This is a genomic window from Caballeronia grimmiae, from assembly GCF_000698555.1.
GTDB lineage: Bacteria > Pseudomonadota > Gammaproteobacteria > Burkholderiales > Burkholderiaceae > Caballeronia > Caballeronia grimmiae.
Genome location: NZ_JFHE01000003.1, coordinates 81,306 through 107,085, shown reverse-complemented (window position 1 = coordinate 107,085; position 25,780 = coordinate 81,306). Strand labels below are relative to the sequence as shown.

General features: G+C 64.5%; 25 protein-coding genes and 2 tRNA genes. 14 read left to right on the top strand and 13 right to left on the bottom strand.

Translation table 11 applies throughout. From position 1 onward, the window contains the following. Positions 1-155: 155 nt before the first annotated feature. From rph to BG57_RS04770, 6 genes are all read left to right on the top strand, one after another. On the top strand, positions 156-896 hold the full coding sequence (gene rph, locus BG57_RS04795) for a ribonuclease PH (protein ID WP_277621551.1): 741 nt from the start codon (positions 156-158) through the stop codon (positions 894-896). A 10-nt stretch (positions 897-906) separates the two neighbouring features. Then, on the top strand, positions 907-1,506 hold the full coding sequence (gene rdgB / locus BG57_RS04790) for an RdgB/HAM1 family non-canonical purine NTP pyrophosphatase (RefSeq protein ID WP_035960600.1): 600 nt from the start codon (positions 907-909) through the stop codon (positions 1,504-1,506). Continuing rightward, positions 1,503-2,738, top strand: coding sequence for a radical SAM family heme chaperone HemW (gene hemW / locus BG57_RS04785; RefSeq protein ID WP_052005632.1), 1,236 nt, complete (start codon positions 1,503-1,505; stop codon positions 2,736-2,738). The genes rdgB and hemW overlap by 4 nt, the downstream gene beginning before the upstream one ends. A gap of 11 nt (positions 2,739-2,749) precedes the next feature. Then, on the top strand, positions 2,750-3,958 hold the full coding sequence (locus BG57_RS04780; RefSeq protein WP_174447186.1) for an MFS transporter: 1,209 nt from the start codon (positions 2,750-2,752) through the stop codon (positions 3,956-3,958). Positions 3,959-4,003: 45 nt separating this feature from the next. Further along, positions 4,004-4,093: transfer RNA gene (locus tag BG57_RS04775), tRNA-Ser, on the top strand. A gap of 331 nt (positions 4,094-4,424) precedes the next feature. Continuing rightward, positions 4,425-4,748: a hypothetical protein gene (locus BG57_RS04770; protein WP_035960595.1), complete on the top strand. Its 324-nt coding sequence runs from the start codon at positions 4,425-4,427 to the stop codon at positions 4,746-4,748. A gap of 217 nt (positions 4,749-4,965) precedes the next feature. On the opposite strand, the gene BG57_RS33295 is transcribed toward BG57_RS04770, so the two are convergent. Continuing rightward, positions 4,966-5,124: a hypothetical protein gene (locus BG57_RS33295; protein ID WP_167569245.1), complete on the bottom strand. Its 159-nt coding sequence runs from the start codon at positions 5,122-5,124 to the stop codon at positions 4,966-4,968. Positions 5,125-5,233: 109 nt separating this feature from the next. Between BG57_RS33295 and BG57_RS04765 the strand changes: the two genes are divergently transcribed. Both BG57_RS04765 and BG57_RS04760 read left to right on the top strand, forming a co-directional pair. After that, positions 5,234-5,725, top strand: a complete 492-nt coding sequence (locus tag BG57_RS04765; RefSeq protein WP_035960593.1) for an energy transducer TonB family protein — start codon at positions 5,234-5,236, stop codon at positions 5,723-5,725. Positions 5,726-5,986: 261 nt separating this feature from the next. Next, positions 5,987-7,291, top strand: coding sequence for an MFS transporter (locus tag BG57_RS04760; RefSeq protein ID WP_035960592.1), 1,305 nt, complete (start codon positions 5,987-5,989; stop codon positions 7,289-7,291). A gap of 24 nt (positions 7,292-7,315) precedes the next feature. Here the strand turns inward: BG57_RS04760 and opgC are convergent, their stop codons facing one another. Next, positions 7,316-8,515, bottom strand: coding sequence for an OpgC domain-containing protein (gene opgC, locus BG57_RS04755; protein ID WP_035960591.1), 1,200 nt, complete (start codon positions 8,513-8,515; stop codon positions 7,316-7,318). A gap of 225 nt (positions 8,516-8,740) precedes the next feature. Between opgC and BG57_RS04750 the strand changes: the two genes are divergently transcribed. Together BG57_RS04750 and BG57_RS04745 are read left to right on the top strand one after the other, a co-directional pair. Continuing rightward, positions 8,741-8,920, top strand: coding sequence for a hypothetical protein (locus tag BG57_RS04750; RefSeq protein WP_035961093.1), 180 nt, complete (start codon positions 8,741-8,743; stop codon positions 8,918-8,920). Between the two features lie 269 nt (positions 8,921-9,189). Then, positions 9,190-10,554, top strand: coding sequence for a chloride channel protein (locus BG57_RS04745; RefSeq protein ID WP_052005631.1), 1,365 nt, complete (start codon positions 9,190-9,192; stop codon positions 10,552-10,554). A 118-nt stretch (positions 10,555-10,672) separates the two neighbouring features. Here the strand turns inward: BG57_RS04745 and minE are convergent, their stop codons facing one another. From minE to map, 5 genes are all read right to left on the bottom strand, one after another. Continuing rightward, positions 10,673-10,927, bottom strand: a complete 255-nt coding sequence (gene minE, locus BG57_RS04740) for a cell division topological specificity factor MinE (protein ID WP_008350955.1) — start codon at positions 10,925-10,927, stop codon at positions 10,673-10,675. 9 nt (positions 10,928-10,936) lie between these two features. Next, positions 10,937-11,752, bottom strand: coding sequence for a septum site-determining protein MinD (gene minD / locus BG57_RS04735; protein WP_035960590.1), 816 nt, complete (start codon positions 11,750-11,752; stop codon positions 10,937-10,939). A gap of 78 nt (positions 11,753-11,830) precedes the next feature. After that, positions 11,831-12,610 (bottom strand): septum site-determining protein MinC, encoded by a 780-nt coding sequence (minC, locus tag BG57_RS04730; protein WP_035960588.1) that lies wholly within the window; start codon positions 12,608-12,610, stop codon positions 11,831-11,833. Between the two features lie 133 nt (positions 12,611-12,743). After that, on the bottom strand, positions 12,744-13,268 hold the full coding sequence (locus BG57_RS04725; RefSeq protein ID WP_035960587.1) for a GNAT family N-acetyltransferase: 525 nt from the start codon (positions 13,266-13,268) through the stop codon (positions 12,744-12,746). Positions 13,269-13,434: 166 nt separating this feature from the next. Next, complete coding sequence (map, locus tag BG57_RS04720; RefSeq protein ID WP_035960586.1) at positions 13,435-14,217, bottom strand: type I methionyl aminopeptidase; 783 nt, start codon at positions 14,215-14,217, stop codon at positions 13,435-13,437. Between the two features lie 213 nt (positions 14,218-14,430). Between map and BG57_RS04715 the strand changes: the two genes are divergently transcribed. Then, the gene (locus BG57_RS04715) at positions 14,431-14,781 is read left to right on the top strand and encodes a hypothetical protein (RefSeq protein ID WP_052005630.1); all 351 of its coding nucleotides are present in this window, start codon (positions 14,431-14,433) and stop codon (positions 14,779-14,781) included. A gap of 104 nt (positions 14,782-14,885) precedes the next feature. Here the strand turns inward: BG57_RS04715 and BG57_RS04710 are convergent. From BG57_RS04710 to BG57_RS04700, 3 genes are all read right to left on the bottom strand, one after another. Further along, positions 14,886-14,976 (bottom strand) — tRNA-Ser (locus BG57_RS04710). 109 nt (positions 14,977-15,085) lie between these two features. Next, positions 15,086-16,384, bottom strand: coding sequence for a serine--tRNA ligase (gene serS / locus BG57_RS04705; RefSeq protein WP_035960585.1), 1,299 nt, complete (start codon positions 16,382-16,384; stop codon positions 15,086-15,088). 238 nt (positions 16,385-16,622) lie between these two features. Beyond that, positions 16,623-17,939: a replication-associated recombination protein A gene (locus BG57_RS04700; protein WP_035960584.1), complete on the bottom strand. Its 1,317-nt coding sequence runs from the start codon at positions 17,937-17,939 to the stop codon at positions 16,623-16,625. Between the two features lie 244 nt (positions 17,940-18,183). Here BG57_RS04700 and cytX point away from each other — a divergent pair, with 244 nt between their 5' ends. Continuing rightward, positions 18,184-19,488: a putative hydroxymethylpyrimidine transporter CytX gene (cytX, locus tag BG57_RS04695; protein ID WP_035960582.1), complete on the top strand. Its 1,305-nt coding sequence runs from the start codon at positions 18,184-18,186 to the stop codon at positions 19,486-19,488. A 126-nt stretch (positions 19,489-19,614) separates the two neighbouring features. On the opposite strand, the gene speB is transcribed toward cytX, so the two are convergent. Beyond that, positions 19,615-20,625, bottom strand: coding sequence for an agmatinase (gene speB / locus BG57_RS04690; protein ID WP_035960581.1), 1,011 nt, complete (start codon positions 20,623-20,625; stop codon positions 19,615-19,617). Positions 20,626-20,742: 117 nt separating this feature from the next. Here speB and BG57_RS04685 point away from each other — a divergent pair, with 117 nt between their 5' ends. Both BG57_RS04685 and BG57_RS04680 read left to right on the top strand, forming a co-directional pair. After that, on the top strand, positions 20,743-21,648 hold the full coding sequence (locus tag BG57_RS04685) for a LysR family transcriptional regulator (protein WP_035960580.1): 906 nt from the start codon (positions 20,743-20,745) through the stop codon (positions 21,646-21,648). Between the two features lie 238 nt (positions 21,649-21,886). After that, positions 21,887-22,303, top strand: a complete 417-nt coding sequence (locus tag BG57_RS04680; RefSeq protein WP_152562523.1) for a hypothetical protein — start codon at positions 21,887-21,889, stop codon at positions 22,301-22,303. Between the two features lie 203 nt (positions 22,304-22,506). On the opposite strand, the gene lolA is transcribed toward BG57_RS04680, so the two are convergent. Beyond that, a complete protein-coding gene (gene lolA / locus BG57_RS04675; protein WP_035961078.1) occupies positions 22,507-23,175 on the bottom strand; it encodes an outer membrane lipoprotein chaperone LolA in 669 nt (222 codons plus the stop codon). A 38-nt stretch (positions 23,176-23,213) separates the two neighbouring features. Next, positions 23,214-25,538 carry a DNA translocase FtsK gene (locus BG57_RS04670; RefSeq protein WP_035960577.1) on the bottom strand — a complete coding sequence of 775 codons (2,325 nt, stop codon included), beginning with the start codon at positions 25,536-25,538 and terminating at the stop codon, positions 23,214-23,216. Between the last annotated feature and the right edge of the window lie 242 nt (positions 25,539-25,780).

Genomic DNA, 25,780 nt, shown 5'->3' with positions numbered 1-25,780 from the left:
GCCGCGCGGGCCGCCCGGACAGGCGCTCCCGGCACCCGTCGCGCCCGGCAACGTCACGCGTTGAATGACGATAAAATCGCTGCACCCGGCGCGATCGGCTTCGAACCCGCGCCTGACCTCTCCTACTCCGGATCACCATGACCGACTCTCTCCTGCTGAAGCCTTCCATTCCACGTCCGAGCGGCCGCCGTGACAGCCAGTTGCGCGATGTCCGCATCACGCGGCATTACACGAAGCACGCGGAAGGTTCGGTGCTCGTCGAGTTCGGCGATACCAAGGTGATCTGCACGGCGAGCATCGCCGAGCGCGTGCCGGCGTTTCTGAGCGGACGCGAGCAAGGCTGGCTGACCGCCGAATACGGCATGCTGCCGCGCGCGACGCACACGCGCAGCGACCGCGAAGCCGCACGCGGCAAGCAGACCGGCCGCACGCAGGAGATCCAGCGCCTGATCGGCCGCGCGCTGCGCTCGGTGTTCGATCTGAACGCGCTCGGCCCGCGCACGCTGCATATCGACTGCGACGTGATCCAGGCCGATGGCGGCACGCGCACGGCGAGCATTACCGGCGCGTTCGTCGCCGCGCACGACGCGGCAACGAAGCTGCTCGCGAGCGGGCGCATCGCGCAATCGCCGGTGAAGGATTTCGTCGCGGCGATTTCGGTCGGCATCTTCGATGGATCGCCGGTGCTCGATCTGGATTACGAAGAAGACTCGCAGTGCGATACCGACATGAACGTCGTGATGACGGGCGCAGGCGGTTTCGTCGAAGTTCAGGGCACGGCGGAAGGCGCGCCTTTCTCGCGCGACGAAATGAACGCGCTGCTCGATCTCGCGGACAACGGCATCAAGGCGCTGATCGCGAAGCAGAAGGCGGCGCTGGAGATCGAAGGTGTCTGATACGCATGGCATGAAGCGCGTGGTGCTCGCGTCGAACAACGCGGGCAAGCTGCGCGAGTTTGCATCGCTGCTGGATGCGGCGGGCATCGAACTGATCGCGCAGGGCGAGCTCGGCGTGCCGGAAGCGGAAGAGCCGCACGCGACGTTTCTCGAGAACGCGCTGGCGAAGGCGCGTCATGCATCGGCGTTGACGAACCTGCCCGCGCTCGCCGACGATTCCGGTCTGTGCGTGCGCGCGCTGAACGGCGCGCCGGGCGTTTATTCGGCGCGCTACGCGATGATGAACGGCGGCGACAAAAGCGACGCCGCCAACAATGCGCGGCTCGTCGCGGACCTCGCGAACGAGGCGGACCGCCGCGCGTACTATTTCTGCGTGCTCGTGCTGGTGCGGCATGCGAACGATCCCGAACCGCTCATCGCGGAAGGCCGTTGGCACGGCGAAGTAATCGATGCCCCGCGCGGTGCGAATGGCTTCGGCTACGATCCGCATTTCTTCCTGCCGGCGCTGAACGCGACCGCCGCCGAACTCGATCCCGCACGGAAGAACGCGCTGAGCCATCGCGCGCTCGCGCTGCGTGACCTGCTGCAACGGCTCAAGGAACTTGCGTGAGCACCGGACCCGACAGCACCAAACGCACGATCAACGTCGTCCAGGCGTTCACGTCGCCGGGAAGCATCCGGCTGACGTCGCTGCCGCCGCTCTCGCTCTACGTGCATTTTCCGTGGTGCGTGCGCAAGTGCCCGTACTGCGATTTCAACTCGCACGAATCGAAGGACGACACCTTCCCCGAAGACCGCTATCTCGACGCGTTGCGCGCCGATCTCGAAAGCGCCTTGCCGCTGGTATGGGGACGTCAGGTCCACACGATTTTCATCGGCGGCGGCACGCCATCGTTGCTGTCGGCGAAGGGACTCGACCGGCTGCTTTCCGATGCGCGCGCCCTGCTTCCCATCGACGCCGACGCCGAGATCACGCTCGAAGCCAATCCCGGCACGTTCGAAGTCGAGAAGTTCGCGCAGTATCGCGCGAGCGGGGTGAATCGCCTGTCGATCGGCATTCAGAGTTTCAACGAGGCGCATCTGAAGGCGCTCGGCCGCATCCACGATGCGAGCCAGGCGCGGCGCGCGGTCGAGATCGCCGCGAAGCACTTCGACAACTTCAATCTCGATCTGATGTTCGCGTTGCCGCAGCAGACGCTGGATGAATGCCGGCAGGACATCGAGACGGCGATCGCATTCGCGCCGCCGCATCTGTCGCTGTATCACCTGACGATGGAGCCGAATACGCTCTTCGCGAAGTATCCGCCCGCGCTGCCGGACGACGATGCCGCCGCCGACATGCAGGACTGGATTCAAGAGCGCACGCGCGATGCGGGCTATGAGCGTTACGAAGTGTCGGCGTATGCGAAGCCGCACCGGCAGAGCCGGCACAACCTGAATTACTGGCGCTTCGGCGACTATCTCGGCATCGGCGCGGGCGCGCATACGAAGCTGTCGTTTCCGCAGAAGATCGTGCGGCAGGCGCGCTTCAAGCATCCGTCGACGTATATGGATCAGGCGCTGTCGCCCGGCGAAAGCGCGATTCAGGAAGAGCGCCAGGTCGGTCCGCGCGATTTGCCATTCGAATTCATGCTGAATACGCTGCGGCTCGTCGAGGGCTTTCCGGTCCACGCGTTCGTCGAGCGCACCGGTGTCGCGATGTCCGCGATCGAGCCTGCGCTCGTCGAAGCGGAGAAGCGCGGGCTCATCACGCGCGATTTCGAGCGCATCGCGCCGACTGAACTCGGCCAGCGTTTTCTGAACGATCTCCAGGAGTTGTTCTTGAAGCACCCGCACAGTTGAGCGCGCCCGCGATGGCGCCAGGCTCGGTGATGCGGCATCGTCCTTTCGCGCTTTTCTGGAGCGCGCGGGTGATGTCGTCGGCGGCGTTTCAGATGATGTCGGTCGCGATCGGATGGCAGGTCTATTCGATCACGCACAGCGCCTTTGCGCTCGGCCTCGTCGGACTCGCGCAGTTTCTGCCGATGTTCGTGCTCACGCTCGTCGTCGGTCATGCCGCGGATCGCTACGACCGGCGCACGATTGCGTATGTCTGTCAGACGATCGAGGGCATCGCGGCGCTCGTGCTGTGCTTCGGGGCGTGGCGCGGCTGGGATCACGTCGGCCCCATCTACGCGATCGCGATGATCACGGGCGCTGCGCGCGCGTTCGAATCGCCATCGATGGCGGCGCTGCTGCCGAATCTCGTCGCGCGCAATCAGTTGCAGCACGCGAGCGCGTGGTCGACATCGGCGAATCAGACCGCGCAGATCCTCGGCCCCGCGATGGGCGGCCTGCTGTACGGTCTGGGCGCATCGACCGTGTATGGCGCAGTGACGGCCGCTTTCGTGGTCGCGGCGTGCGCGGTCTCGGCGATTCGCATCGATGACGCGGTGCGCATGCGTGCGCCCTTGTCGTTTGCGGCGTTGTTCAGCGGGATCGGCTTTATTCGAAGCAAGCCGGTGATCCTCGGCGCGTTGTCGCTCGACCTGTTCGCGGTGCTGCTTGGCGGCGCGACCGCGCTGCTGCCCGTGTTCGCGCGTGACATCCTCCATACCGGTCCGTGGGGATTGGGCGTGCTGCGAGCGGCGCCGGCGGCGGGCGCGCTGGCCGGATCGATCTGGCTCGCGCATTTTCCGTTGCGACGGCGCGCGGGCACGGCGCTGTTCGGCGGCGTGATCGCGTTCGGCATCGCGACGATCGTGTTCGGGCTGTCGAGCAATCTGTACGTGTCGCTGATCGCGCTCGCGGCGCTGGGCGCGTCGGATGTAATCAGCGTCGTCGTGCGGATGTCGCTCGTGCAATTGCAGACGCCGGACGAGATGCGCGGACGCGTCGGCGCGATCAATTCGCTGTTTATCGGAACGTCGAATCAGCTTGGCGAATTCGAATCGGGGATGACGGCGGGGCTGTTCGGCGCGGTGCCGGCGGTGCTGATCGGCGGCATCGGCACGATTGCGGTCGCGTTGCTGTGGATGCGGCTGTTTCCCGCGCTAAAGGCGACGCGCACGCTCGAAGGCTGACCGTTTCTTGCGGCCTGCGAGTTGCGCTACAATACGCGCCTTGCTGGAGGTGTGGCCGAGCGGTTTAAGGCACCGGTCTTGAAAACCGGCGAAGGAGCGATCCTTCCGTGAGTTCGAATCTCACCGCCTCCGCCAATGCATTAATGAACCCTGTAAGTCTGATGACTTACGGGGTTTTGTTTTTTGGCCGGGCGATATCGTGGGTTTGTTTCGTTTCAGCGTTCCCTATGTTCTCCTCTGCGCCATCCCTCAAGAGGGAGAGAAATAACACGCAACAACAGAAGGAAACCAGTGCGTCATTCTGAATAACCACCATGATGACGTTCGGAGAATCGAGACAAAGTTTCAGTTCTTGCCAAGCCCTGAGCAACCTCGACACCCACGCAATACCCCGCGCCCACCGTCAACCAATGAACCCCTCCGACCGCACGCCCTCTAACCCGCCTTAGCCCACGGAGAACCGCGCATGAAAATCCCAGGCGGCATAGCGGCGCTCCTGTTAGCCCTCGCTCTTAGCAACCTCACACCGTCCGCGCACGCCGAAACCCTGCCGAACTCCCAATGGCGCGCATCCGACATCACCTTGTTCGACCTGATCCAGAACGGATACACGATAACCGGCACGACGAGCGTCGCCGCGCGCAGCACTGGCCTGCCCGAGGACACCTACATCCTGCAGAAGACAAACAGCGTCTACCGCTGCGTCGAAACACGCGCGACGGATTCAGCCGCGACGCGTTCAATCACGCCGCTGCGTTGCGCCGAACTGGTCCAACCCTACCGCGACTGACGCAGACGCCCGCGTCAGTTGTCGTCCGTTCTGACCGGACGTTCATGCGGCGCGGGCTCGGCCTTATCAGCATCGGGGACCGATCCGTTCTCGTTGGGTGACGGCGGCGGCTGTTCAGGCGCGCCGTTGGAAGGGGGGATCGTTTGCGGTGACATAGCTTTCTCCCAAGAGGCGCGGGACGCCTCTCTCCTACCTTAGCACCGCGTCCCCAGTGCGCTCAACCCACCGGCGGCTCGCCCGCGCCCGGCTCTTTGCCCGGCTGGTCGTTCGGAGCCTGCTTGCGGCCTTCGTCGTTACGCTCCGGCAACTTGCTCTTCTCGTTGTCGCTATGCTCGGCCGGCTGTGCATCTTCAGGGCGATTCGGTTCGCTGCTCATGACTTCCTCCGTTCTCCGTTCGATGTACAACCATCGTTAGCAAGTTATGCACCCGTCGACGCAATCACCGACTACTATTAAATCATCGGGTCACTCGTGCTTTCGTTCCATGTGCGCCTCATTCATACGACGGTCGGGCATCTGCGTCGCGTCGATACTCCTTCTCGCCACCACCGCCTGCACATTCACGCCGCCGCCGAGCGTCGTGCAGGCGCGCGCCGCCGCGCCCGCGACGCCCGCGCCCAGTCCCGCGCTCAATGACTACAAAGCGCGCATCGCGGAGCGCATCTTCGAGCGCAATCCGTCGCTCGTGCTCCGAGGCACCCCGCAAGCGATGCTGCGCTCGTTCGTCCTCGTCTCGTTCACCGTCGATCGCAGCGGGCGAGTCCTGCATTCGTCGGTGTATCGCACGAACGGGGACGATGAAGCCGAAGCCACCGCGCTCGCGTCATTGCGACGCTCGGCGCCCTTGCCCGCGCCGCCCGCGCGGCTCCTGAACGGCAGCGGCCAGATCGAACTCTTCGAAGGATGGATGTTCAACGACAACGGCCAGTTCCAGTTGCAGACATCGCACTCGCCGCAGGCGACGACCATCGACTAGCGCCCGCCGGCGAACGAGTTGGCGCTCTCCGCGCCCGGTCGATATACTTTTGACACCCCTGCCGGCTCCGACCGGCGCCGCCTTCGCCGCGCGCCGACCCCGCGCGCCGCGCGAAGCGCTCATGCGGCCACGCCGCACCCGCCTTGCGCACACTCTCGCGCAGCCCGAGGCATCGTTTTTCATCCCTATAAAAGCATGACCGAGCGCCATCGTCCATTTGCGGCCGATGCGCCCAACAGCGCTTCATGAAACGGAGACACCATGTCCTCAACCCCGCTTTCCGCCGCCAACCCCGGCGATAAAGCCCAAAGCACCTCGCGCGTGATCTTTGCGAGCTTCATCGGCACCGCGATCGAGTTCTACGACTTCTACGTGTACGCCACCGCCGCCGCGCTCGTCATCGGGCCGGTGTTCTTTCCGCATGGATCGCCGGCGGCGCAGGCGCTCTCGGCGTTCGTCACCTTCGGCATCGCGTTTCTGGCTCGCCCCATCGGCTCGTTCCTGTTCGGGCATTTCGGCGATCGCGTCGGCCGGAAATCGACGCTCGTCGCGTCGCTGCTCGTGATGGGCGTCTCCACGACGCTCATCGGCTTCGTGCCCGGCTACGATTCCATCGGCAGCCTCGCGCCCGTGCTGCTGTGCATCCTGCGCTTCGGCCAGGGCATCGGGCTGGGCGGCGAATGGGGCGGCGCGGCGCTGCTCGCGACCGAATACGCGCCCAAAGGCAAGCGCGGTCTCTTCGGGATGTTTCCGCAGCTCGGGCCGTCGGTCGGTTTTCTGGCATCGAACGGACTGTTCTTCGGCCTCGCGCTCTCGCTTTCCGACGAACAGTTTCGCAGTTGGGGCTGGCGCGTGCCGTTCATCGTCAGCGCGGTGCTGGTGGCGCTCGGCCTCTACGTGCGCCTGAAGATCGCGGAAACGCCCGCGTTCCGCGCCGCACTGGAACGCCAGGAGCGCGTGCGCGTGCCCGTCGCGACGCTGCTTGGCCGCTATCTCGGGCCGACGCTGCTCGGCGCACTCGCGATGGTCGTCTGCTATACGCTCTTCTACATCTCGACGGTCTTTTCGCTGTCGTACGGCGTCGCCACGCTGCACTTCTCGCGCGAGAAGTTCCTCGGCCTGTTGTGCTTCGCCGTGCTGTTCATGGCGATCGCCACGCCGATCTCCGCCATCGCCAGCGACCGCTTCGGCCGCAAGCCGGTGCTGGCCGTCGGCTGCATCGCGGCGATCCTCTCCGGCTTCGCGATGGCGCCGTTGCTCGGCAGCGGCAACACGGCGTACGTCGCGCTCTTCCTCGTCATCGAACTGTTCCTCATGGGCGTGACGTTCGCACCGATGGGCGCGCTTCTGCCCGAACTGTTTCCGACCAACGTGCGCTATACCGGCGCGGGCGTCGCGTACAACCTGGGCGGGATTCTGGGAGCGTCGGTGGCGCCGTATATCGCGCAACTGCTCGCGAATCGCGGCGGACTCGCGTGGGTCGGCGGCTACGTGTCGGTCGCGGCGGCGGTGAGCCTCCTCGCCGTGCTCGCGATGCGCGAGACACGCGACATCACGCTGGAGTGACCAAGGCGCGGCGCGGCGACACGTTCAACGCTCGCGCCGCCGATCGACGGCGTGCGCGGGCGCCGGCCGCCGCTCGATGACGGGCAGACGCGGTGACGGCTTTGCCCCGGCGCGGGCCGCCTCCTTCGCGCGGGCCGCCTTCGCCGCCTTGCGATCCGCCCAGAAGCGCGCGAGCCAGAGCAGCGCGCCGATGGCGAGCGCATCGGCGGCAAGTCCCGCGAGCCAGTGCGACGGCGTCCGTCCCAGTTGATCGACGCCCATCACGCGCAGCGCCGAATCCAGCACCAGCGACACGCACGCGCCCGCGATGAAACACACGAGCCCCTGCTGCCCCACCGTCACGACGCCCGGCAGCCTGCGCGCCAGATCGCCGATCCATCCTCGATACACCGCCCGCGCGACGATCCACGCCACCACCGCGAAACTCACGATGCGCAGCGTCGCGAGATTCTGCTTCATGTATCCCGGCGGGGCTTGCGTCTCGAGGAACAGCTTTGCAAACGCGAATGTCAGAGCAAAGGCGACCGCGAAACACGTGAGCCAGCGCGCGGTCCGGCTCGCGTGGAACGTGTCGCTGATCGGCTGCACGCGCGCCAGCACGCCCGCCGCGAACATCAGTTGCCAGGCGAACGGGTTGAAGGACCATGCTTGCACATATGACGCCGGCAGCGCGTGCGCGAGCGGCGCGGCGGCGAGCCACAGCAGCAGGCTGCCGAACATCACGACGACAGGCTTGCGCTGCGCAAGCGGCGCCACGACCGGCATGGCCAGCGCGAAAAGCGCGTACATCGGCAATACCGACGACAGATACGGCTGCTGGCGCAACGTCGCGACATCGAGCGTCAGACCGAACGGACGCCCGAGCAGTGCGGGCCATTCGGTGTATTGCAGCATCGGCGAGTCGATCTGGAGGAGCATCAGCAGCGCGCCGCCCAGCAGCATCAGCACCGCCGTCAGCAGATACGCGCGATAGATTTCCCAGCTTCGCTTGAAAAAGCGTCGGCGAGCGGCCGGATGGCCACGGCGAGTCGCGAGCGCCGTGTAAGCCGCCGCCGACGCGTAACCGCCAAGAAACACGAAGACTTCAGCTGAATCGCAGAACGCGTATCGATGCAACGTGAAATGCGACAGCACGCTTCCCGATATATGGTCGACCGCGATGACCAGCAGCACGATTCCCCGGAAGAAATCGACTTCTAGTGAACGTGTCGTCGGGGAAGTCATCGATCGATTGCTCCACGAACTGCTGTCGGGCGCGCCTCTCACGGACGATTGCGCGTATTCGGGTTGGTAAGCGGCGCTGCAAGAAGATTCCCTGAAATGCGTGCATCAAAGCTAACACTCGAACGCCGTCCGCAAGCTGGCGGGAAAATGGCGTTTCTGCCGGTTTCACGTGCGGCGCGGCATGCCTATACTCGACTGCAGCAAGGCACTTCAGCGGAGACCACCATGCGCCTCTATCTGCAAAGCTCGCACCTCGTCGCGATGATCGCCATCGCGCTGTCCGTCGCCCTGCTGCTTGCAATCCGCTTCCGGCCCGCGACATGGCGCGGAGTCCTATGCGAGGCGGTCGTCGCCAATCTCGGCGCAATCGCCGCCGTGATTGCTTTCGAAGTCCTTACGGCTTGAACGTCCAGGCGACGAAGTTCGAAACTCCGTTGAACTTCCATCGCGTGACCCAGTCGGAACGATTAATGCCGCGCGTGCTCGGTCATATTTCCGGCGCGTGCGGCGCTCTTCTCCTCTCCGCTCCTGCTTTGTGGGAGCGTTTCCTGGGCGCCCGGCGCAAGCCTCGCGCCTGTTCTTTTTTCTGGCGGCCGTTCTGCCTTCTCAGCCAGCGCGCCCGTTTATGAGATGGTCGTTATAATCGGCGCTCTTCAGAAAGCGACGGCTACCGCATGCTCCGAGCGCTCCGCTCTCTCTCGACCCTGACCACGCGCCGCACGCGCAGTCTGTGGCGGCGCTACGGCATCTTCTGGCTGGGCGCGATTCTCGTCGGTCTCGTCGCGGTGTATTACGCACGACTCATCGACTGGGGCTACGGCCTCTTCATGCACTATCGCGCCGAGCATCCGTGGCTGCCGCTCATCGTGACGCCGGCGGTCGCGGCGCTGTGCGTCTTTCTTACGCGCAGCTTCTTTCGCGGCTCCGAAGGCAGCGGTATTCCGCAAGTCATCGCCGTGCTGCACAGCCCGACGGCGGCGGCAGGCAAGCGGCTTCTGACGCTCAAGATCCTCGCCAGCAAGATCGCCGTTTCCTTCATCGCGATTCTCGGCGGCTTCACGATCGGACGGGAAGGGCCGACCGTGCAGGTCGGCGCGGCGCTGATGTTCAACATGCGGCGGTTTTATCCGCGCTCGAATTTGCTGATCGAGCGGCAACTCGTGCTCGCAGGCGCGGCGGCGGGTCTGTCGGCGGCGTTCAACACGCCGCTTGCCGGTATCGTGTTCGCGATCGAAGAACTGACACGCAGCTTCTCGACGCGCGCGAGCGGCGTGCTGATCACCGGCATCATCATCGCCGGCATCGTGGCGCTGGGGTTGAACGGCAACTACACGTACTTCGGCACCATCGACGTCGGCGCGCATTTCCCCAGTCTGCTGGCGGTCGCGGTCGTCGTAACGGCGATCATCACCGGTATCGCGGGCGGCGTGTTCTGCTGGCTGCTGCTCAACACGGCGAAGTGGATTCCCGCGCCGCTGCGCACGCTGCACGCATCGCGTCCGGTGGCGTTCGCCGCGCTGTGCGGACTCGTCATCGCGGTGGCGGGCATCGTATCCGGCGGCACGACGTTCGGCAGCGGATACGCCGAAGCGCGCGGCCTGCTCGAAGGACGCGAGCATCTGTCGGTGTTTTATCCGCTGCTCAAGATGGTGTCGATGATCGGCTCGTATCTGCCCGGCATCCCCGGCGGCATCTTCGCGCCGTCGCTGTCGATCGGCGCGGGCTTCGGCAATGTGCTCCACATGTTTTTCACCGACATGCCGCTGCCGATGCTCATCGCGCTCGCGATGGTCGGCTATCTCGCCGCCGTCACCCAGTCGCCGATCACCGCGTTCGTCATCGTGATGGAGATGATCAACGGCCACGCGCTCGTCATCTCGCTGATGGCGACCGCGCTCATCTCGAGCCGGGTGTCGCGTGCGTTCGCGCCCCCGCTCTACGAGGCGCTGTCCGAGCGCTATGCGACGCCCGTCGCCCCGCACGCGCCGTCGCCGGAAGTGCCCGCAACCAAAGCGGCGCCCGTCGAAAAACAGGCGTGAACCGCGGCGCGCAAACGATAGCGCGCATAAGCAAAAAGCCAGGATCGCCGGATCCTGGCTTTTTCATATCACAACTCACCGCGCGGGCGTACGACGCCGCGCGGTGCGCGATGGCGCGTTACGCCTGCGGAATTTCGATCTTCACTTCCAGCACTTCGAGATCGTCCTGACGTTCGAGGCTCACTCGAATATCGTCATCGGAAATCTTCACGTACTTCGAAATCACGGCAACCAGTTCTCGTTGCAACGCCGGCAGATAATCGGCGGCGGCTTTGCCACCCGCGCGCTCGTGCGCAATGATCAACTGCAAGCGTTCCTTCGCGACCGTAGCGGACTTCTTTTTCTCGCCCAGCAAAAACGAAAGAATCGACATTGCGTCCCCTTACTTGGTGCCGAAGATGCGTTGCAGCAGGCCAGGCTTCTGGTAGTCAGTGAAACGCAGCGCCTTTTCCTCGCCGAGGAAACGCGACACCACGTCCTTGTAGGATTCCGCGACATCGGTGCCGTCGAGATGCACGGCCGGCAAACCTTGATTCGATGCATGCAGCACCGCTTCGGATTCCGGAATCACGCCGATGAGGTCGATGCGCAGGATCTCCTGGATATCGCTGAGCGACAGCATCTCGCCCTCGGAGACGCGCTTCGGGTTGTAGCGCGTGATCAGCAAGTGTTCCTTGACCGGCTCCTTGCCTTCCATCGCGCGCTTCGTCTTGGATGCGAGAATGCCGAGAATGCGGTCCGAGTCCCGCACCGACGACACTTCCGGATTCGTCACGATGAGCGCTTCGTCGGCGAAGTGCATGGCCATCAGCGCGCCCGACTCGATGCCCGCGGGCGAATCGCAGACGATGTACTCGAAGTCCATCTTGATGAGTTCGTCGATGACCTTCTCGACGCCTTCGAGCGTCAATGCGTCCTTGTCACGCGTCTGAGACGCCGGAAGGATGTAAAGGTTCTCGCATTTCTTGTCCTTGATGAGCGCCTGATGCAGGTTCGCTTCGCCCTGAATGACGTTGATCAGGTCGTACACGACGCGGCGTTCGCAGCCCATGATGAGGTCGAGGTTGCGCAGACCGACGTCGAAGTCGATCACGGCCGTCTTGTGGCCGCGTATGGCAAGCGCCGATGCAAAGCTCGCGCTGGTGGTCGTCTTGCCGACGCCGCCCTTCCCCGAAGTCACCACAATGATTTTTGCCATACAAGTACCTTGTGTTCGTCAATAGGTCCGCTCGCGCCTCATGCATGAGCGCGCGCCATACGCAACGGGCGCGCGGCTTCAGGTCAGCCGCAGCGGTTCGATCATGAGCTTTTCTTCGTTGAGCCAGATCTGCACGGGCTTGCTCTGCACATCGGCTGCGAGCGGGTTCTCGGTCGTCCGGTAGATCCCGGCGATGGAAATCAGTTCCGGCTCGAGACACGTGCAGAAGATGCGCGCTTCGAGATTGCCGTGCACGCCTGCGAGCGCGCGGCCACGCAACGGCGCATAGATATGGATGTTCCCTTCCGCGATGACTTCGGCTCCATACGACACGAGCCCGAGCACGATGAGATCGCCCTTCGCGTACACCTGCTGGCCGGAGCGAAGCGGCCTGTCGATGATGGTCGCCGGCTGCGGCAGCGCGGGCGGCGGCTCCTTCGCGACGGCTGCTTCGATGACAGCGGCGGCTTCGGTGTTGGGCTTCGCTTCATCGACGGAGGGCTTCGGCGCGCCCCGGCGGTCGCGTGCTTCCAGAATGGGCAGGCCGCCCGCGTTGGCCCATTGAATCGCCCAGGCCTGCGACGGCAACGCGACGACGCCAACGGGACGCATGCGCACGCTTTTCAAAAGCGTCTCAAGCTCCGCAAGCGATACACGCTCGCCTTCGCCTACGTCAGCCGAGGCAAGGCGCCGCACGTCGATGGCGACGACGTCGTTCGCGAAGAATTCGGGAGTCGCTTCGAAGCGCCGCGTGAGTTCGGTGCGAAGGACGTCGAGGTCGGGAGTCTTGACGACGAAGAGAAGCGTGTCGACGGAGCCGCTGCGCAGTTCGAAGAAGGGCGTTTTGTTGAGCGACATAGGAACGGCCAAAAATTTTGCGTATTTTACAGGCGTACACGCTTGCGGCCATAGTTTTTCAGGCCGATTTTCTGGCATCGAACAGATGAGTGCGTGCGGCGCGCACGCCATGCAAAGGCTGGACGTGGAGGGCTTAAGCGTCGTGTCCGGACTTCATGTGACGCACGTAGAGCGATTCCGCTTCCTGCTCGTGCATCGGCATCGCGCGTCGATCGCCGGTGGGGCCGAAGCCGAGGCGTTCGTAGAAGCGCATCGCGTTGCGGTTTTCATCGGCGATCCATGCATGCACTTCCGATGCGCCCTGCTCCGCGAGCCACTGCGATGCGAAGTTGACGAGCAGTTCCCCGCCCCGCAGATGACGAACCGCCGGCGCGACCCACAGTGCGCTCACGAATGCCCGCTTGTCATCGGTCTCTTCGATATACGCATGCACGAGCCCGGCCGGATGCCCTTCGGTGTACAGCAGAAAGGTGGCGAGCCGGGGCGAGCTGGCGTGCAGCGTGGCGGTATCGTCGAATGAAGCGGGATCGACGAGCAGTGCGTCTTCGAGTGTTTCGCCGAACGCGTACGGCGCTTCGCGCAGCGATGCCGTGCGAAGCTCGCGCAAAACCGAACCTTGTTGCGCGCCGATGCGGCTGACGGTCAGTGAGGGACTCATGCGGGCGATTATCTCTCTGGCTTTCTGGCTTTGCCCGGGCGCCTTGCGGCGGCCCGGGCGCAGGCCCATTCGCGTAGCTTCATCCGAACGGGCGTACCCGTCAATTCCTAAATCCTGGAAAGTGCTTAACAGCGCACGCTTTCGAGGCTTTGCTGGCGCTGCCCGCTCACGGTTGCGCGTAAGCGCCCGTGCCATCCGGCCAGGGCGTAAGCAGCTCGAAGCCTTCCTCGGTGACGGCGACCATGTGTTCCCATTGCGCCGACAGCGAACGATCCTTGGTGGTGACGGTCCAGCCATCGCGTGATTGCTGCGTGGCCGCGCGGCCCGCGTTGATCATCGGCTCGATGGTGAAGACCAGGCCGGGCTTCAGACGCAGCCCCGCGCCGCGCTGGCCGTAATGCAGCACTTGCGGGTCTTCGTGATACACCCGGCCGATGCCGTGGCCGCAGTACTCGCGCACCACCGAAAAGCCTTCGCGATGCGCGACCGACTGGATCGCGAAGCCGATATCGCCGAGCGTCGCGCCGGGACGCACCGCGCGGATGCCGGCGACCATCGCTTCGTAGGTGGTTTCGGTCAGACGCCGCGCTTCCTTTGCAGGCGTGCCGGCGTAGTACATGCGGCTGGTGTCGCCGAAGTAGCCGTCCTTGATGATCGCGACATCGATATTGATGATGTCGCCGTCCTTCAATTCCTTCGGCCCCGGAATGCCGTGACACACCACGTGATTGACCGACGTGCAAACCGTCTTCGGAAAGCCCATGTAGCCGACGTTCGCCGGCACCGCCTTCAGCTCGTCGACGATGAAGCGATTGCAGATGGAGTCGAGTTCGTCGGTGGTGACGCCGGGGCGCACGTGTTCGGCGATCATCGCGAGAACTTCGGCGGCCAGGCGGCCTGAGATGCGCAGCTTCTCGATGTCGGCGGGAGTCTTGAGGGTGATGGCCATTGAGCAATGCGGATGGTTTCGTGCCGCCTGCATGCGGGCCCGGAACCGCCTCTGGCGACTGCCGGAGGTGCGCCCCGCACGAGGACAATGGGCCCGATGATAGCATTGCCGCTTTCGGCAACGGGCGGCGGCCGCTCTGGACCACGGCCTTTTGCGCTGTTTCCGGCGTGCGTCGCGTCCGTGCGCCGACTTCGCGTTTTCTCACGGAGCGTTATGACCTTGCATCGCCTAATTCTCGTTACCGCTTTCGCTTCGGCTGCCGGGGCGCTTGCCGCGTGCGGCTCGACCAGTGGCCCGGAACTGCGGGCAGCGAAGCCCATGATCTATGTCTCGTCGGCGCGCGCGGCGTCGGACATATCGGACTGCCTGCAGCGGAGGCTGCCGTCGACGCAAGTGATCCGCGATCAGGGTTCGACGGAGCTTATCGTCGGATCGAATGCGTGGCTCGTGACGCTGACCCCTTCGGGGTATGGATCGACCGTGAAGGTGCAGCAGTCGGCGAGCGATGATGGCGGCGTGCCGGAGCCGCAGATGCGCTTCGATGTGGCGCGTTGCGTGGTCTGAGTTTGCTTGCCGGGGCGCGGGCCATACGGTCCGCGAGCTCTCTGAAACAGCGCCGGAAATGAAAAACCCCGCAAGTCTTATCGACTTGCGGGGTTCAAGAATTTTGGCGGAAAGGGTGGGATTCGAACCCACGGTACGGGAAAACCGTACGCCTGATTTCGAGTCAGGTACATTCGACCACTCTGCCACCTTTCCGTCTACCAGCTTACTGCTGCCGGCCTTCGTTAAACGGGTCGCTGCTCAACGAAGAATGAAAGTATATCGAAGCCGCTGAAGTTTTCAAGCACCTTTTTGCAAATAAACATCACGCCGATGCACGGGCTTCGATCCGTTCTGCACCGCGCATATACGGACGCAGCGCCGCCGGAATCGTCACCGATCCGTCCGCGTTCTGGAAGTTTTCCAGCACCGCAACGAGCGTGCGCCCGACCGCCAGTCCCGAGCCGTTGAGCGTGTGCACGAACTCCGGTTTGCCCTGCGCGTTGCGAAAGCGCGCCTGCATGCGGCGCGCCTGAAACGCCTCGGTGTTCGAACAGCTCGAAATCTCGCGATAGGTGTTTTGCGCCGGCAACCAGACCTCCAGATCGAAGGTCTTCGCCGCCGAAAAGCCCATGTCGCCCGTGCACAGCGTGATGACGCGGTAAGGCAGTTCGAGCTTTTGCAGGATGGCTTCCGCCTGGCCGACCATCTCGTCGAGCGCCGCGTACGAATGTTCGGGCGCGACGACCTGCACCATCTCGACCTTGTCGAACTGATGCTGGCGGATCAGCCCGCGCGTGTCGCGTCCATACGAGCCCGCCTCCGAGCGGAAGCACGGCGAGTGCGCGGTCAGCTTCACAGGCAGCGCGCTCGCTTCGAGGATGCTGTCGCGCACGGTATTGGTCAGCGAAATCTCCGACGTCGAAATCAGATACTGCGTGACCGTGTTCTCGTCGCCGCCCTTTTCCACGCGGAACATGTCGTCGGCGAACTTCGGCAACTGGCCGGTGCCGTACAAAATCTCCGGATTGACGATGTACGGCGTATAAGCCTCGGTATAACCGTGCTGCTCGGTATGCGTGTCGATCATGAACTGCGCGAGCGCGCGATGCAGCCGCGCAATCGGCCCGCGCAGCAGCGTGAAGCGCGCGCCCGAGAGCTTCGCGCCCGTCTCGAAATCGAGGCCGAGCGGCGCGCCGACATCGACGTGATCCTTCACTTCGAAATCGAAGGCGCGCGGTGCGCCCCAGCGCCGCACTTCAACGTTCTGCGTCTCGTCGTTGCCGACCGGCACGCTTTCGTGCGGCAGATTCGGCACCGTCAGCATCAGATCCGACAGACGCTTCTGCACGTCATCCAATTGCGCCGCCGATGCCTTCAACGTGTCGCCGATGCCGCTTACTTCCGCCATGACAGCGGACGTGTCCTCGCCGCGGCCTTTCATCGCTCCGATCTGCTTGGACAGGCTGTTGCGGCGCGCCTGAAGTTCTTCGGTGCGAGTCTGAATCTCGCGGCGCTCGGCTTCGAGCGCGGCGAAGGCGGCGACGTCGAGTGTGTAACCCCGATCGGCGAGGCGCTTCGCGACGCCGTCCAGGTCTTTGCGGAGGAGTTGAATGTCGAGCATGACGGGCTGCTTTTGTTAAGTATTCGGAAACGCCGATTCTAGCGTACGGACAGGCGAGGACTGACTGACGCACGTTCGCACGGAAACAGCCCGGGCCTTCGCGGGAACCGCCTATGCGCAGTCAGCGCCGCTTGATGAAATCACCGCAGAAGTCTAGTCCACCGTCAGCGCGAGTCACCGGGCGCGCCGCGCTCGCTTGGTGAAAAACGCGGCGCGCCGGAACGAAACACCCAGCGCATCAGCGCTTCTTTTCTTCCCGATGCTCGCGCCGCCATGCATCGTCGAGATCGGCGAGGCGTGAAAGTTTTTCGCCGATCTTGCCCTCCAGTCCGCGCGGCGTCGGCTTATACCAGTGCGGCTCGCGCATGCCGTCCGGCAGATACGTTTCGCCGGCTGCGTAGGCGTCGGGCTCGTCGTGGGCGTAGCGGTACTCGTGGCCGTAGCCGAGCTCTTTCATCAGCTTCGTCGGCGCGTTGCGCAGATGCACGGGCACGCCGCGCGACTGGTCCTTGCCGACGAACCGCCGCGCCTCGTTGTAGGCGTTGTAGCCGGCATTCGATTTCGGCGCGACCGCGAGATAGATGAGCGCCTGCGCGAGCGCCAGTTCGCCCTCGGGCGTGCCGAGGCGTTCGTAGGTTTCGGCGGCATCGAGCGCGATGCGCGCGCCGCGCGGATCGGCGAGCCCGATGTCCTCCCACGCCATGCGCACGATGCGCCGCGCCAGATACCGCGCGTCCGCGCCGCCGTCGAGCATGCGGCAGAACCAGTACAGCGCAGCATCCGGATTGCTGCCGCGCACCGACTTATGCAGCGCGCTGATCTGGTCGTAGAACGCGTCGCCGCCCTTGTCGAAACGACGCAGATTTTCCACGAGTGCGCTGCCGAGCAAGGCGCCGTCCACGTCCGTCGTCTTTTGCTGCGCCGCCGCCCGCGCGACGATCTCGAGGTTGTTGAGCAGCTTGCGCCCGTCGCCGTCCGCCGAACCGATGAGCGCGTCGCGCGCCTCGTCCGTGAAGGTCAAGCCGCCGAGTTCGGCGGTCGCGCGTTCGAGCAGTTGCTTCAGCTCATCGGCGTCGAGGCTCTTGAGCACGTACACGGCGGCGCGCGACAACAACGCACTGTTCACCTCGAACGACGGATTCTCGGTCGTCGCGCCGACGAACACGAACAGGCCCGATTCGACATGCGGCAAGAACGCATCCTGCTGGCTCTTGTTGAAGCGATGCACTTCGTCGACGAACACGAGCGTCTGCCGCCCGTTCGCGCGATGAATCTGCGCGGTCTCGACGGCCTCGCGGATATCCTTCACGCCCGACAGCACCGCCGAAAGCGAGATGAACTCGGCGTTGAACGCAGCCGCCATGAGGCGCGCAAGCGTCGTCTTGCCGACGCCGGGCGGGCCCCAGAGGATCATCGAATGCGCCTCGCCCGATTCGAACGCGACGCGCAGCGGCTTGTTTGGCCCGAGCAGATGCTTCTGGCCGATCACATCGTCGATGGTGCGGGGACGCAGGCGCTCCGCGAGCGGAACGTTGCCACGGTTTTCTTCGAACATGGGCGGTGGACGCAGTGGATGCAGGTTGGTGCGCTGATCGCACGCAGCAAAAACGCGGCGATAATCTTGCGCTTTTCACGGAGCGCGGGGCATTAGCCATTGGGCAGGTTTCCGCGCGGCCAGCCGTGGCGCAAAATGGGCAACGATTCCGGGAATTATGACAGCCGGACGCTGCTCATGATCGCGCCGGTCGAGAACGCGGCGGCCGTCACTCCGAACCGACACTATTTGGGGATCCAATCCGATGCAGCAAGACAACACGTCCACCTACGCGCCGCTCACGCCGGTGCCCGCCGAGCGGCGCGCTTTCGGCACGAGCGACGCCTTCGCGCTCTGGTTCTCGCTCGGCATCGGTCTCTTGGTCGCACAGGCGGGCGCGCTGCTCGTGCCGGGCTTGTCGCTGCCGCACGCGCTGGTCGCGATCGTCATCGGCACGGTGATCGGCGTCGTGCTGCTGGCGCTCGCCGGCGTCATCGGCACCGACACAGGGCTCGCGGCGATGTCGTCGCTGCGCCCGACGCTCGGCGTGCGCGGCGCGTCGGCGCCCGCCGTGCTGAACGCGGTGCAACTGGTCGGCTGGGGCTCGTTCGAAATCATCGTGATGCGCGATTCCGCCGACGCGCTCGCCCGGCAATCCTTCCATCTTTCGATGCCGCTCGTCTGGACGCTCGTGTTCGGCGCGCTTGCGACGCTGCTCGCGATAAGCGGCCCGCTCTCTTTCGTGCGGCGCTTTCTGCGGACGTGGGGCATCTGGCTGCTGCTCGGCGGCGCGGGCTGGCTGACCTGGAACCTGCTTTCGAAGCATGATCTCGCCTCGCTGATGGCGCGTCCCGGCACCGGCGAGATGGCGTTCGGCGCGGGCATCGATCTGGTCGTCGCGATGCCGCTATCGTGGCTGCCGCTCATTGCGGATTACACGCGCTTCGGGCGCAGCGCACGCGGCACGTTTCGCGGCACGCTGCTCGGCTATGGCATCGCGAACCTGTGGTTCTATGCGCTCGGCGCGGTCTATGGCCTCGCGGCGGGCGGCGGCGATGCGCTCCTGACCGTCGCGCTGGCGCAGGCGGGCGGCGGCATCGCGCTGCTGCTGATCCTGATCGACGAAATCGACAACGCCTTCGCCGACATCCATTCGGCCGCCGTGTCGACGGGCACGTTCTGGGTGGGCGCGAGCGTGCCGATGCTGTCGGCTGGCTACGGCGCGTTGTGCACGCTGGTCGCGCTCTTCGTCGCGATGGGCAAGTATCAGAACTTCCTGCTGCTGATCGGCTCCGTGTTCGCGCCGCTGTTCGGGGTGGTGCTGGCGGATCACTTCGTGGTGAGAAAGCGCCGAGTGGATGCCACGGCGCTCGGCCGGCTCGACGGGCGTTATGGCTACTCCGGCGGCTGGCACGTGAGCGCGTTCGTCGCGTGGGCAATCGGCATTGCCGCGTATCACGCGATCAATCAATGGCTGCCGAATCTCGGCGCGACGCTGCCGGCGCTCGCGCTGGGCGCTGCGTGCTATCTGCTGCTGGTGTCGACGCGGCGGGCGGCATTGGCTTCGTAAGCACGGGTTGGCCTCGTGAGCGCCGCGCCGCGTGGGCGCTTCGGGCAAACGACGCGGCGTGCCCGCGAGAACGAGCGCGTCCGCTTCGGCGCCTGATGCATCGGTAGCGCCGCGCGAGCGGTATCGTCAAACGCGCCTTTGCACACCCGGCAGCACGCACAACAACTCGAAGGCGAGATTCGCACCGAGCAGCGCGGTCGTGCCGAACGGATCGTACGGCGGCGCGACCTCCACCAGGTCCGCGCCGACGATGTTCAGCCCCCACGCGCCGCGCACGATCTCCAAAGCCTGCGGCACCGTCAGCCCGGCGATCTCCGGCGTGCCGGTTCCGGGCGCGAAGGCCGGATCGATGCCGTCGATATCGAACGTGATGTACACCGGCCCGTCGCCCATCTGCGCGCGCACTTCCTCCATCAGCGGCGCGAGCGACTTGTTCCAGCATTCCTCCGTCTGCACGACGCGAAAACCCCGCTCGCGGCACCAGTCGAAATCGCCCGCTTCGTAACCGGTTCCGCGCAGTCCGATCTGCACGACCCGCTCGCAATCGAGCAGACCCTCTTCCACCGCGCGGCGAAACGGCGTGCCGTGCGCGATCTTTTCGCCGAACATCGTGTCGTTGACGTCCGCGTGGGCGTCGACGTGAATCAGGCCGACCTTGCCGTGCTTCGCGTGAATCGCGCGCAGGATCGGCAGCGCGATGGTGTGATCGCCGCCGAGCGTGATCGGCTTGCAATCGTGTTCAAGAATCTCGCGATACGCCCGCTCGATCCGGCCGATGGAATCGAGCAGGTTGTATGGATTGATCGCCACGTCGCCGATGTCGGCGACACGCAGCGAATCGAACGGCGCGGCGCGCGTCGCCATGTTGTAGGGACGCAGCAACACCGATTCGCTGCGCACCTGACGCGGCCCGAAGCGCGCGCCGGTGCGGTTCGACGTGCCGAGATCGAACGGCACGCCGACGAAACACGCGTCGAGTCCGGCGGCGGAGGGCACGTGGGGCAGGCGCATCATCGTCGTGATCCCGCCGCAGCGCGGCATCTGGTTGCCCGATAGCGGCTGCGGCCGCTCGGCGCGATGATCCTGAAAATGCGAATCGAAGTGTTCGGCGGGAGCAAAGAGCGAAGATGTATTCATAGCAGTAAATGTCGGCTAAAAGGTTGACAAACCTCATTAGTACCGTCTTTCCCGCCAAGCTAAAATGCAACTGTCATCCACTTCACATCGATAAATATCGATCTATCGGCGGTCCGCATGTTCACTCACCTTTCCGATCTGGATTTGCGGCTCATCCGCGTCTTTCTGGCCATCGTCGATGCAGGCGGCGTTTCATCCGCGCAGGCGACGCTGAACGTCGGGCAGTCCACCATCAGCACGCAGCTCGCGACGCTCGAAACGCGGCTCGGCTACCGGCTTTGCGAACGCGGACGCGGCGGTTTCGCGTTGACGTCGCGCGGCGAGCAGTTCGTCGATGCCTGCCGCACGCTGCTCGTCGCCGTCGATACGTTCGATTCGACCGCGCGCAACGTCGGCAGGACGCTCGTCGGCACGCTCACGCTCGGCATGATCGGCACGACGCCGGTCAGCGCGAACGCGCGCATCAGCGAGGCCATCGCGCGCTTTCGCGAGCGCGACGAATCGGTGCGCTTCTCCGTGCTGGTCCGGTCGCCGAACGAGCTGGAGGAAATGCTGCTCGCCGGGCGCATTCAGATGGCGATCGGATATTTCTGGCATCGCGTGCCGTCGCTCGAGTACACGGAGATTTCCGCGGAGGACCAGCTTGCGTATTGCGCGCGGTTGCATCCGCTGTTCGCGCGGGCGGGCCGCGTGACGTTGGACGAAGCCGCCGAGCATGACTGGGCGTGGCGCAGCTATCCGTTGCCCGAAGCGGGCGCGCTGATGCCTCGCTCGATCAGCGCCGTCGCGGACAACATGGAATCGGTCGCGATGCTCGTACTGTCCGGGCGGCATCTCGGTTATCTGCCGGAGCATTTCGCCGCCTCGTATGTCGAGGATGGCCTGCTCGCCCCGCTGAACGAAGAGACGATGCGCTATCGCGTCGCGTTTCAGATGGTCACGCGCGCACGGCGGGATCGCGGGGAGCGACGCGAGATTCTCGACGCGTTCATCGACGATATGAGGACGTCGCATCGTCGGTGAAACGTTTATTGCGGCCTACAGGCATGTAAAGTCGGTTAGTCGCTGCCAAGTAGACAGGAATCCTGTCTATTTTGAGATGCGTGCACGAATGTCCTTGGCATCTTGTTCGGACTGTTCTTATTATTTTCTGACGTGCTGGTTCGCGGGATAAGAAGCATCTCGCGAACCGGGCGGCCAAGACAACGAACCGGGGAACGCGATGGGCAGATCGACGCTGCATGCAAGGAAGGCTGGACGTTTGGCAATCGCAGGGGCGGCCGCCTGCCTCGCCATTTCCGCGAGCGCAGTGACCATACAGGGAGGGACCATTACCTTCAGAGGCGCGCTGGTGTCCTCGCCGTTCGGACTTTCAATGCGCACGGCATCGGCGGAAGACAACGGATTCTCCACGCGCCGAAGCGCAAGCGGAGCGACGGCCTCGGTGATATTCACGCCCGCGCCGAACAGTTCGCCCAGCGCCGATGTTTCGCTGGCTATCGACAACCACCGGGCCGCGCCGAATGCGCTAGGCGCGACGTTCACGGACGGCAGCGGACATCCGATCAAGGCAGACGGCGCAGGCGCATTTCATGTGAGGCCGTCGGGCGGCGTGCTGTCGATGCAGGAAAAGCAGTTGTCCACGAGGGCCGTGACGCTTGTCACGAACTATCACTGAGCATCGCCGCCGCGAGCGACGCGCGGCTTTCAGGAGCCGCGCGGGGAAGGTGCATCGAGCTTGTGCGGCGGCGGGCCCTCAAGATGGGCAAAGCATCGTCGTCAGCCGGATGCGTTCGGCTTCCTGCGAAGAATGCCGGTAGCGAGATCAGGCGGACGCGGCGTCAGATCGAGTCACCGAAAGTCACTACGCGCGGCGTCTCATCACCCGTTGATCACATCCGCGCCCTTCGGCACGTTGAACTTGAAGGTATCGCCCTTGATCGGCGGGTTCTTCTGGATGTTCAGGAACGTCAGCAGCGTGACGTTGCCGAACACGTCGTGCAGTTCCATCGCTTGCAGATTGCCGTCCTTGAAGCCGATGCCGACCGTCTCGAACTGCGTGTCCTTTGCCTTCGGCGTCAGTTCCAGCCAGTCGATGCCGCCCTTCACGCCGGCATCGCGCAGTGTGAAGTTCTTGTCGAGATCGTTACTGCCGAAGAGAATCGCGGCGGGGCTTGCGCCGAGCGCGCCGCCGAGGCTGCGCACGGTCACCTGATTCAGGTCCTTGTCGTAGACGTAGAGCTTGTCGCCGTCCGCCTGCAGGACTTGCGAATACGGCTTCTCATACGACCAGATGAACTTGCCCGGGCGCGCAAACATGAACGTGCCGCTGGAGTTCGCACCTTTCGATGCCGTGGGCGTGGCCGACGCGCCGTTGTTCGCTCGGCCAGGCGCCCTCACCTCCTGCTGCGTGAATTCGCCGCGCGCAGCGTGAACCTGCGACACGAACTGCTTCAACTGCTCCGTGCCGCTCGCGAATGCCTGCGTTGCGAAAAGCATCGACGCCGACAACAGCATCGCGCCAAAAATCTTCCCCGTTCGCTGCTTCATAGTCTCGTTCTCCAAATGTTGCCCGCCGTGCGCGACGCTCATTCCGCTTCGCGCGCCGGCGTAAGAATCTCCCGGTTGCCGTTCGACGACATGGCCGAAACGAGACCCGAGTTTTCCATCTGTTCCAGAAGCCGCGCCGCCCGGTTATAGCCGATGCGCAAGTGCCGCTGCACCAGCGAAATCGAAGCGCGCTTGTTCTTGATGACGACTTCGACGGCCTGGTCATACAGCGGATCGGCCTCGCCGTCGGCCGAGCCCGCGCCCGCACCGGCCGCGCCTTCGTCGCCATCGCCCGCGAGCCCGCCTTCCAGAATGCCTTCGATGTAGTTCGGCTCGCCCTGTTCCTTCAGCTTGTCGACGACGCGATGCACTTCCTCGTCCGATACGAACGCGCCGTGCACGCGCACCGGCAACCCCGAGCCCGGCGGCAGATAGAGCATGTCGCCCATGCCGAGCAGCGACTCCGCGCCTTGCTGATCGAGAATCGTGCGTGAATCGATCTTCGACGACACCTGGAACGCCATGCGCGTCGGCACGTTCGCCTTGATGAGGCCCGTGATGACATCGACCGATGGCCGCTGCGTCGCCAGAATCAGATGGATGCCCGCCGCCCGCGCCTTCTGCGCAATCCGCGCGATCAGCTCTTCGACCTTCTTGCCGACGACCATCATCAGATCGGCGAGCTCGTCGATCACCACGACGATGTGCGGCAGGCGCGTCAGCGGCTCCGGCGCGTCGGGCGTCAGGCTGAACGGGTTCGGAATCTTCTCGTCGCGCTTCTTCGCTTCGTCGATCTTCGTATTGAAGCTCGCGAGATTGCGCACGCCCATCTTGCTCATCAGCTTGTAGCGGCGCTCCATCTCGGCGACGGCCCAGTTCAGCGCGTGACCGGCCTGCCGCATGTCGGTAACGACCGGACACAGCAGATGCGGAATGCCTTCGTAGACGCTCATTTCGAGCATCTTCGGATCGATCAGGATGAGCCGCACCTGATCCGCGCTCGCCTTGTAGAGCAGCGAGAGGATCATTGCGTTGATGCCGACCGACTTGCCCGACCCCGTCGTGCCCGCGACCAGCAGGTGCGGCATTTTCGCGAGGTCGGCGCAGACCGGATTGCCGCCGATGTCCTTGCCGAGACCCATCGTGAGCGGCGAAGCGCCGTTCGCGTACACCTCGGAGCCGAGAATCTCGGAGAGCTTGACGGTCTGCCGGCGCTGGTTCGGCAATTCGAGCGCCATGAAGTTCTTGCCCGGAATCGTCTCGACGACGCGAATCGACACGAGCGACAGCGACCGCGCCAGATCCTTCGCCAGACCGACGATCTGGCTGCCCTTCACGCCCGTCGCCGGCTCGATTTCATAGCGCGTGACGACCGGCCCGGGATATGCCGCGACCACGCTCACCTCGACGCCGAAGTCCTTCAGCTTCTTTTCGATCAGCCGCGACGTGTATTCGAGCGTATCGGCGGCGATGGTCTCCTGCACCTTCGGCGGCGGATCGAGCAGCGAGATGGCCGGCAACGTGGAATCGCCCGGCAGGTTGGCGAACAGCGGAACCTGCTTTTCCTTCTCGACGCGCTCGGAGCGCGCGGGCGTCGCGACCGGCGGCACGATCACGACCGGCTCGTGGTCCTCCTGCTTCACGCGCGAACGCACGACCTTGCCCTCGCGCTTCGACGCGGCTTCCTCGCCCAGCTTGCGGTCGCGGCCGGCTTCGCGCCGCAGCTGCGCGCCGGTGATCGCGTTCAGAATGCCCTCGCCGACCTTCTCGCACACGGAAAGCCACGAAAAGCGGAAATAGAGCGACAGCCCGATCGCGAGCGCAATCAGCAGAAAGAGCGTGGCGCCGGTGAAGCCGAGCGCATGCGACACATGACGCGCGATCAGGTCGCCGACCACGCCGCCCGGCGCGCGCGGCAGCGGCACCTTGAGCGACCACATGCGCAGCGCCTCGATGCCGTCGCTGGCGAGCAGCACGAGCACGAACGCGAATGCTTCGGCAAGCCAGGTGCGGTCGCGCGGCGCGTCTTCATCGTTCTTTGATGACTGCGCCGCCGGCTCGCTGATGCGCCGGTAATTCGCGATAATGCGCCGCCCGAGCAGCACGACGAGCCAGTACGACGACAGCCCGAACACGAGGAGCAGAATATCCGACGTGTATGCGCCGACGCGGCCGGCCCAGTTCGAGATGCGATCGACGCTCACCGCGTGGGTCCAGCTCGGGTCCTTGCGGCTGTAGGAAATCAGCGCCATGACGAGAAACAGCCCGAGTGCGACCTGGAGAATCCAGCGAATCTCGGTGAAGAGCCGCGACATGCGGTGCGGCAACGCCTGCGGGCTCGCGGAATAGGATGCTTTTGCCATTGATTCGGTGTCGCTTTTTGCGGCCCTGGGTGGATGAGCGCCGATGGCGCATGGGGCCGTACGAACGGTGGCCTATTGTAAACGCTGCATTGCGGGGAAAGGCGCAAAAACGGCCGCGTTCTTGCATCCTGTAACACTCCTCACGTGCCGCTTGCGTGGCGTTTCTGCGTCGAATCTGCGACTCGAGCCTATCAATGCGATTGAAAGGTTCACTCGGAACGCTTTCGCACGGACCTTTATAA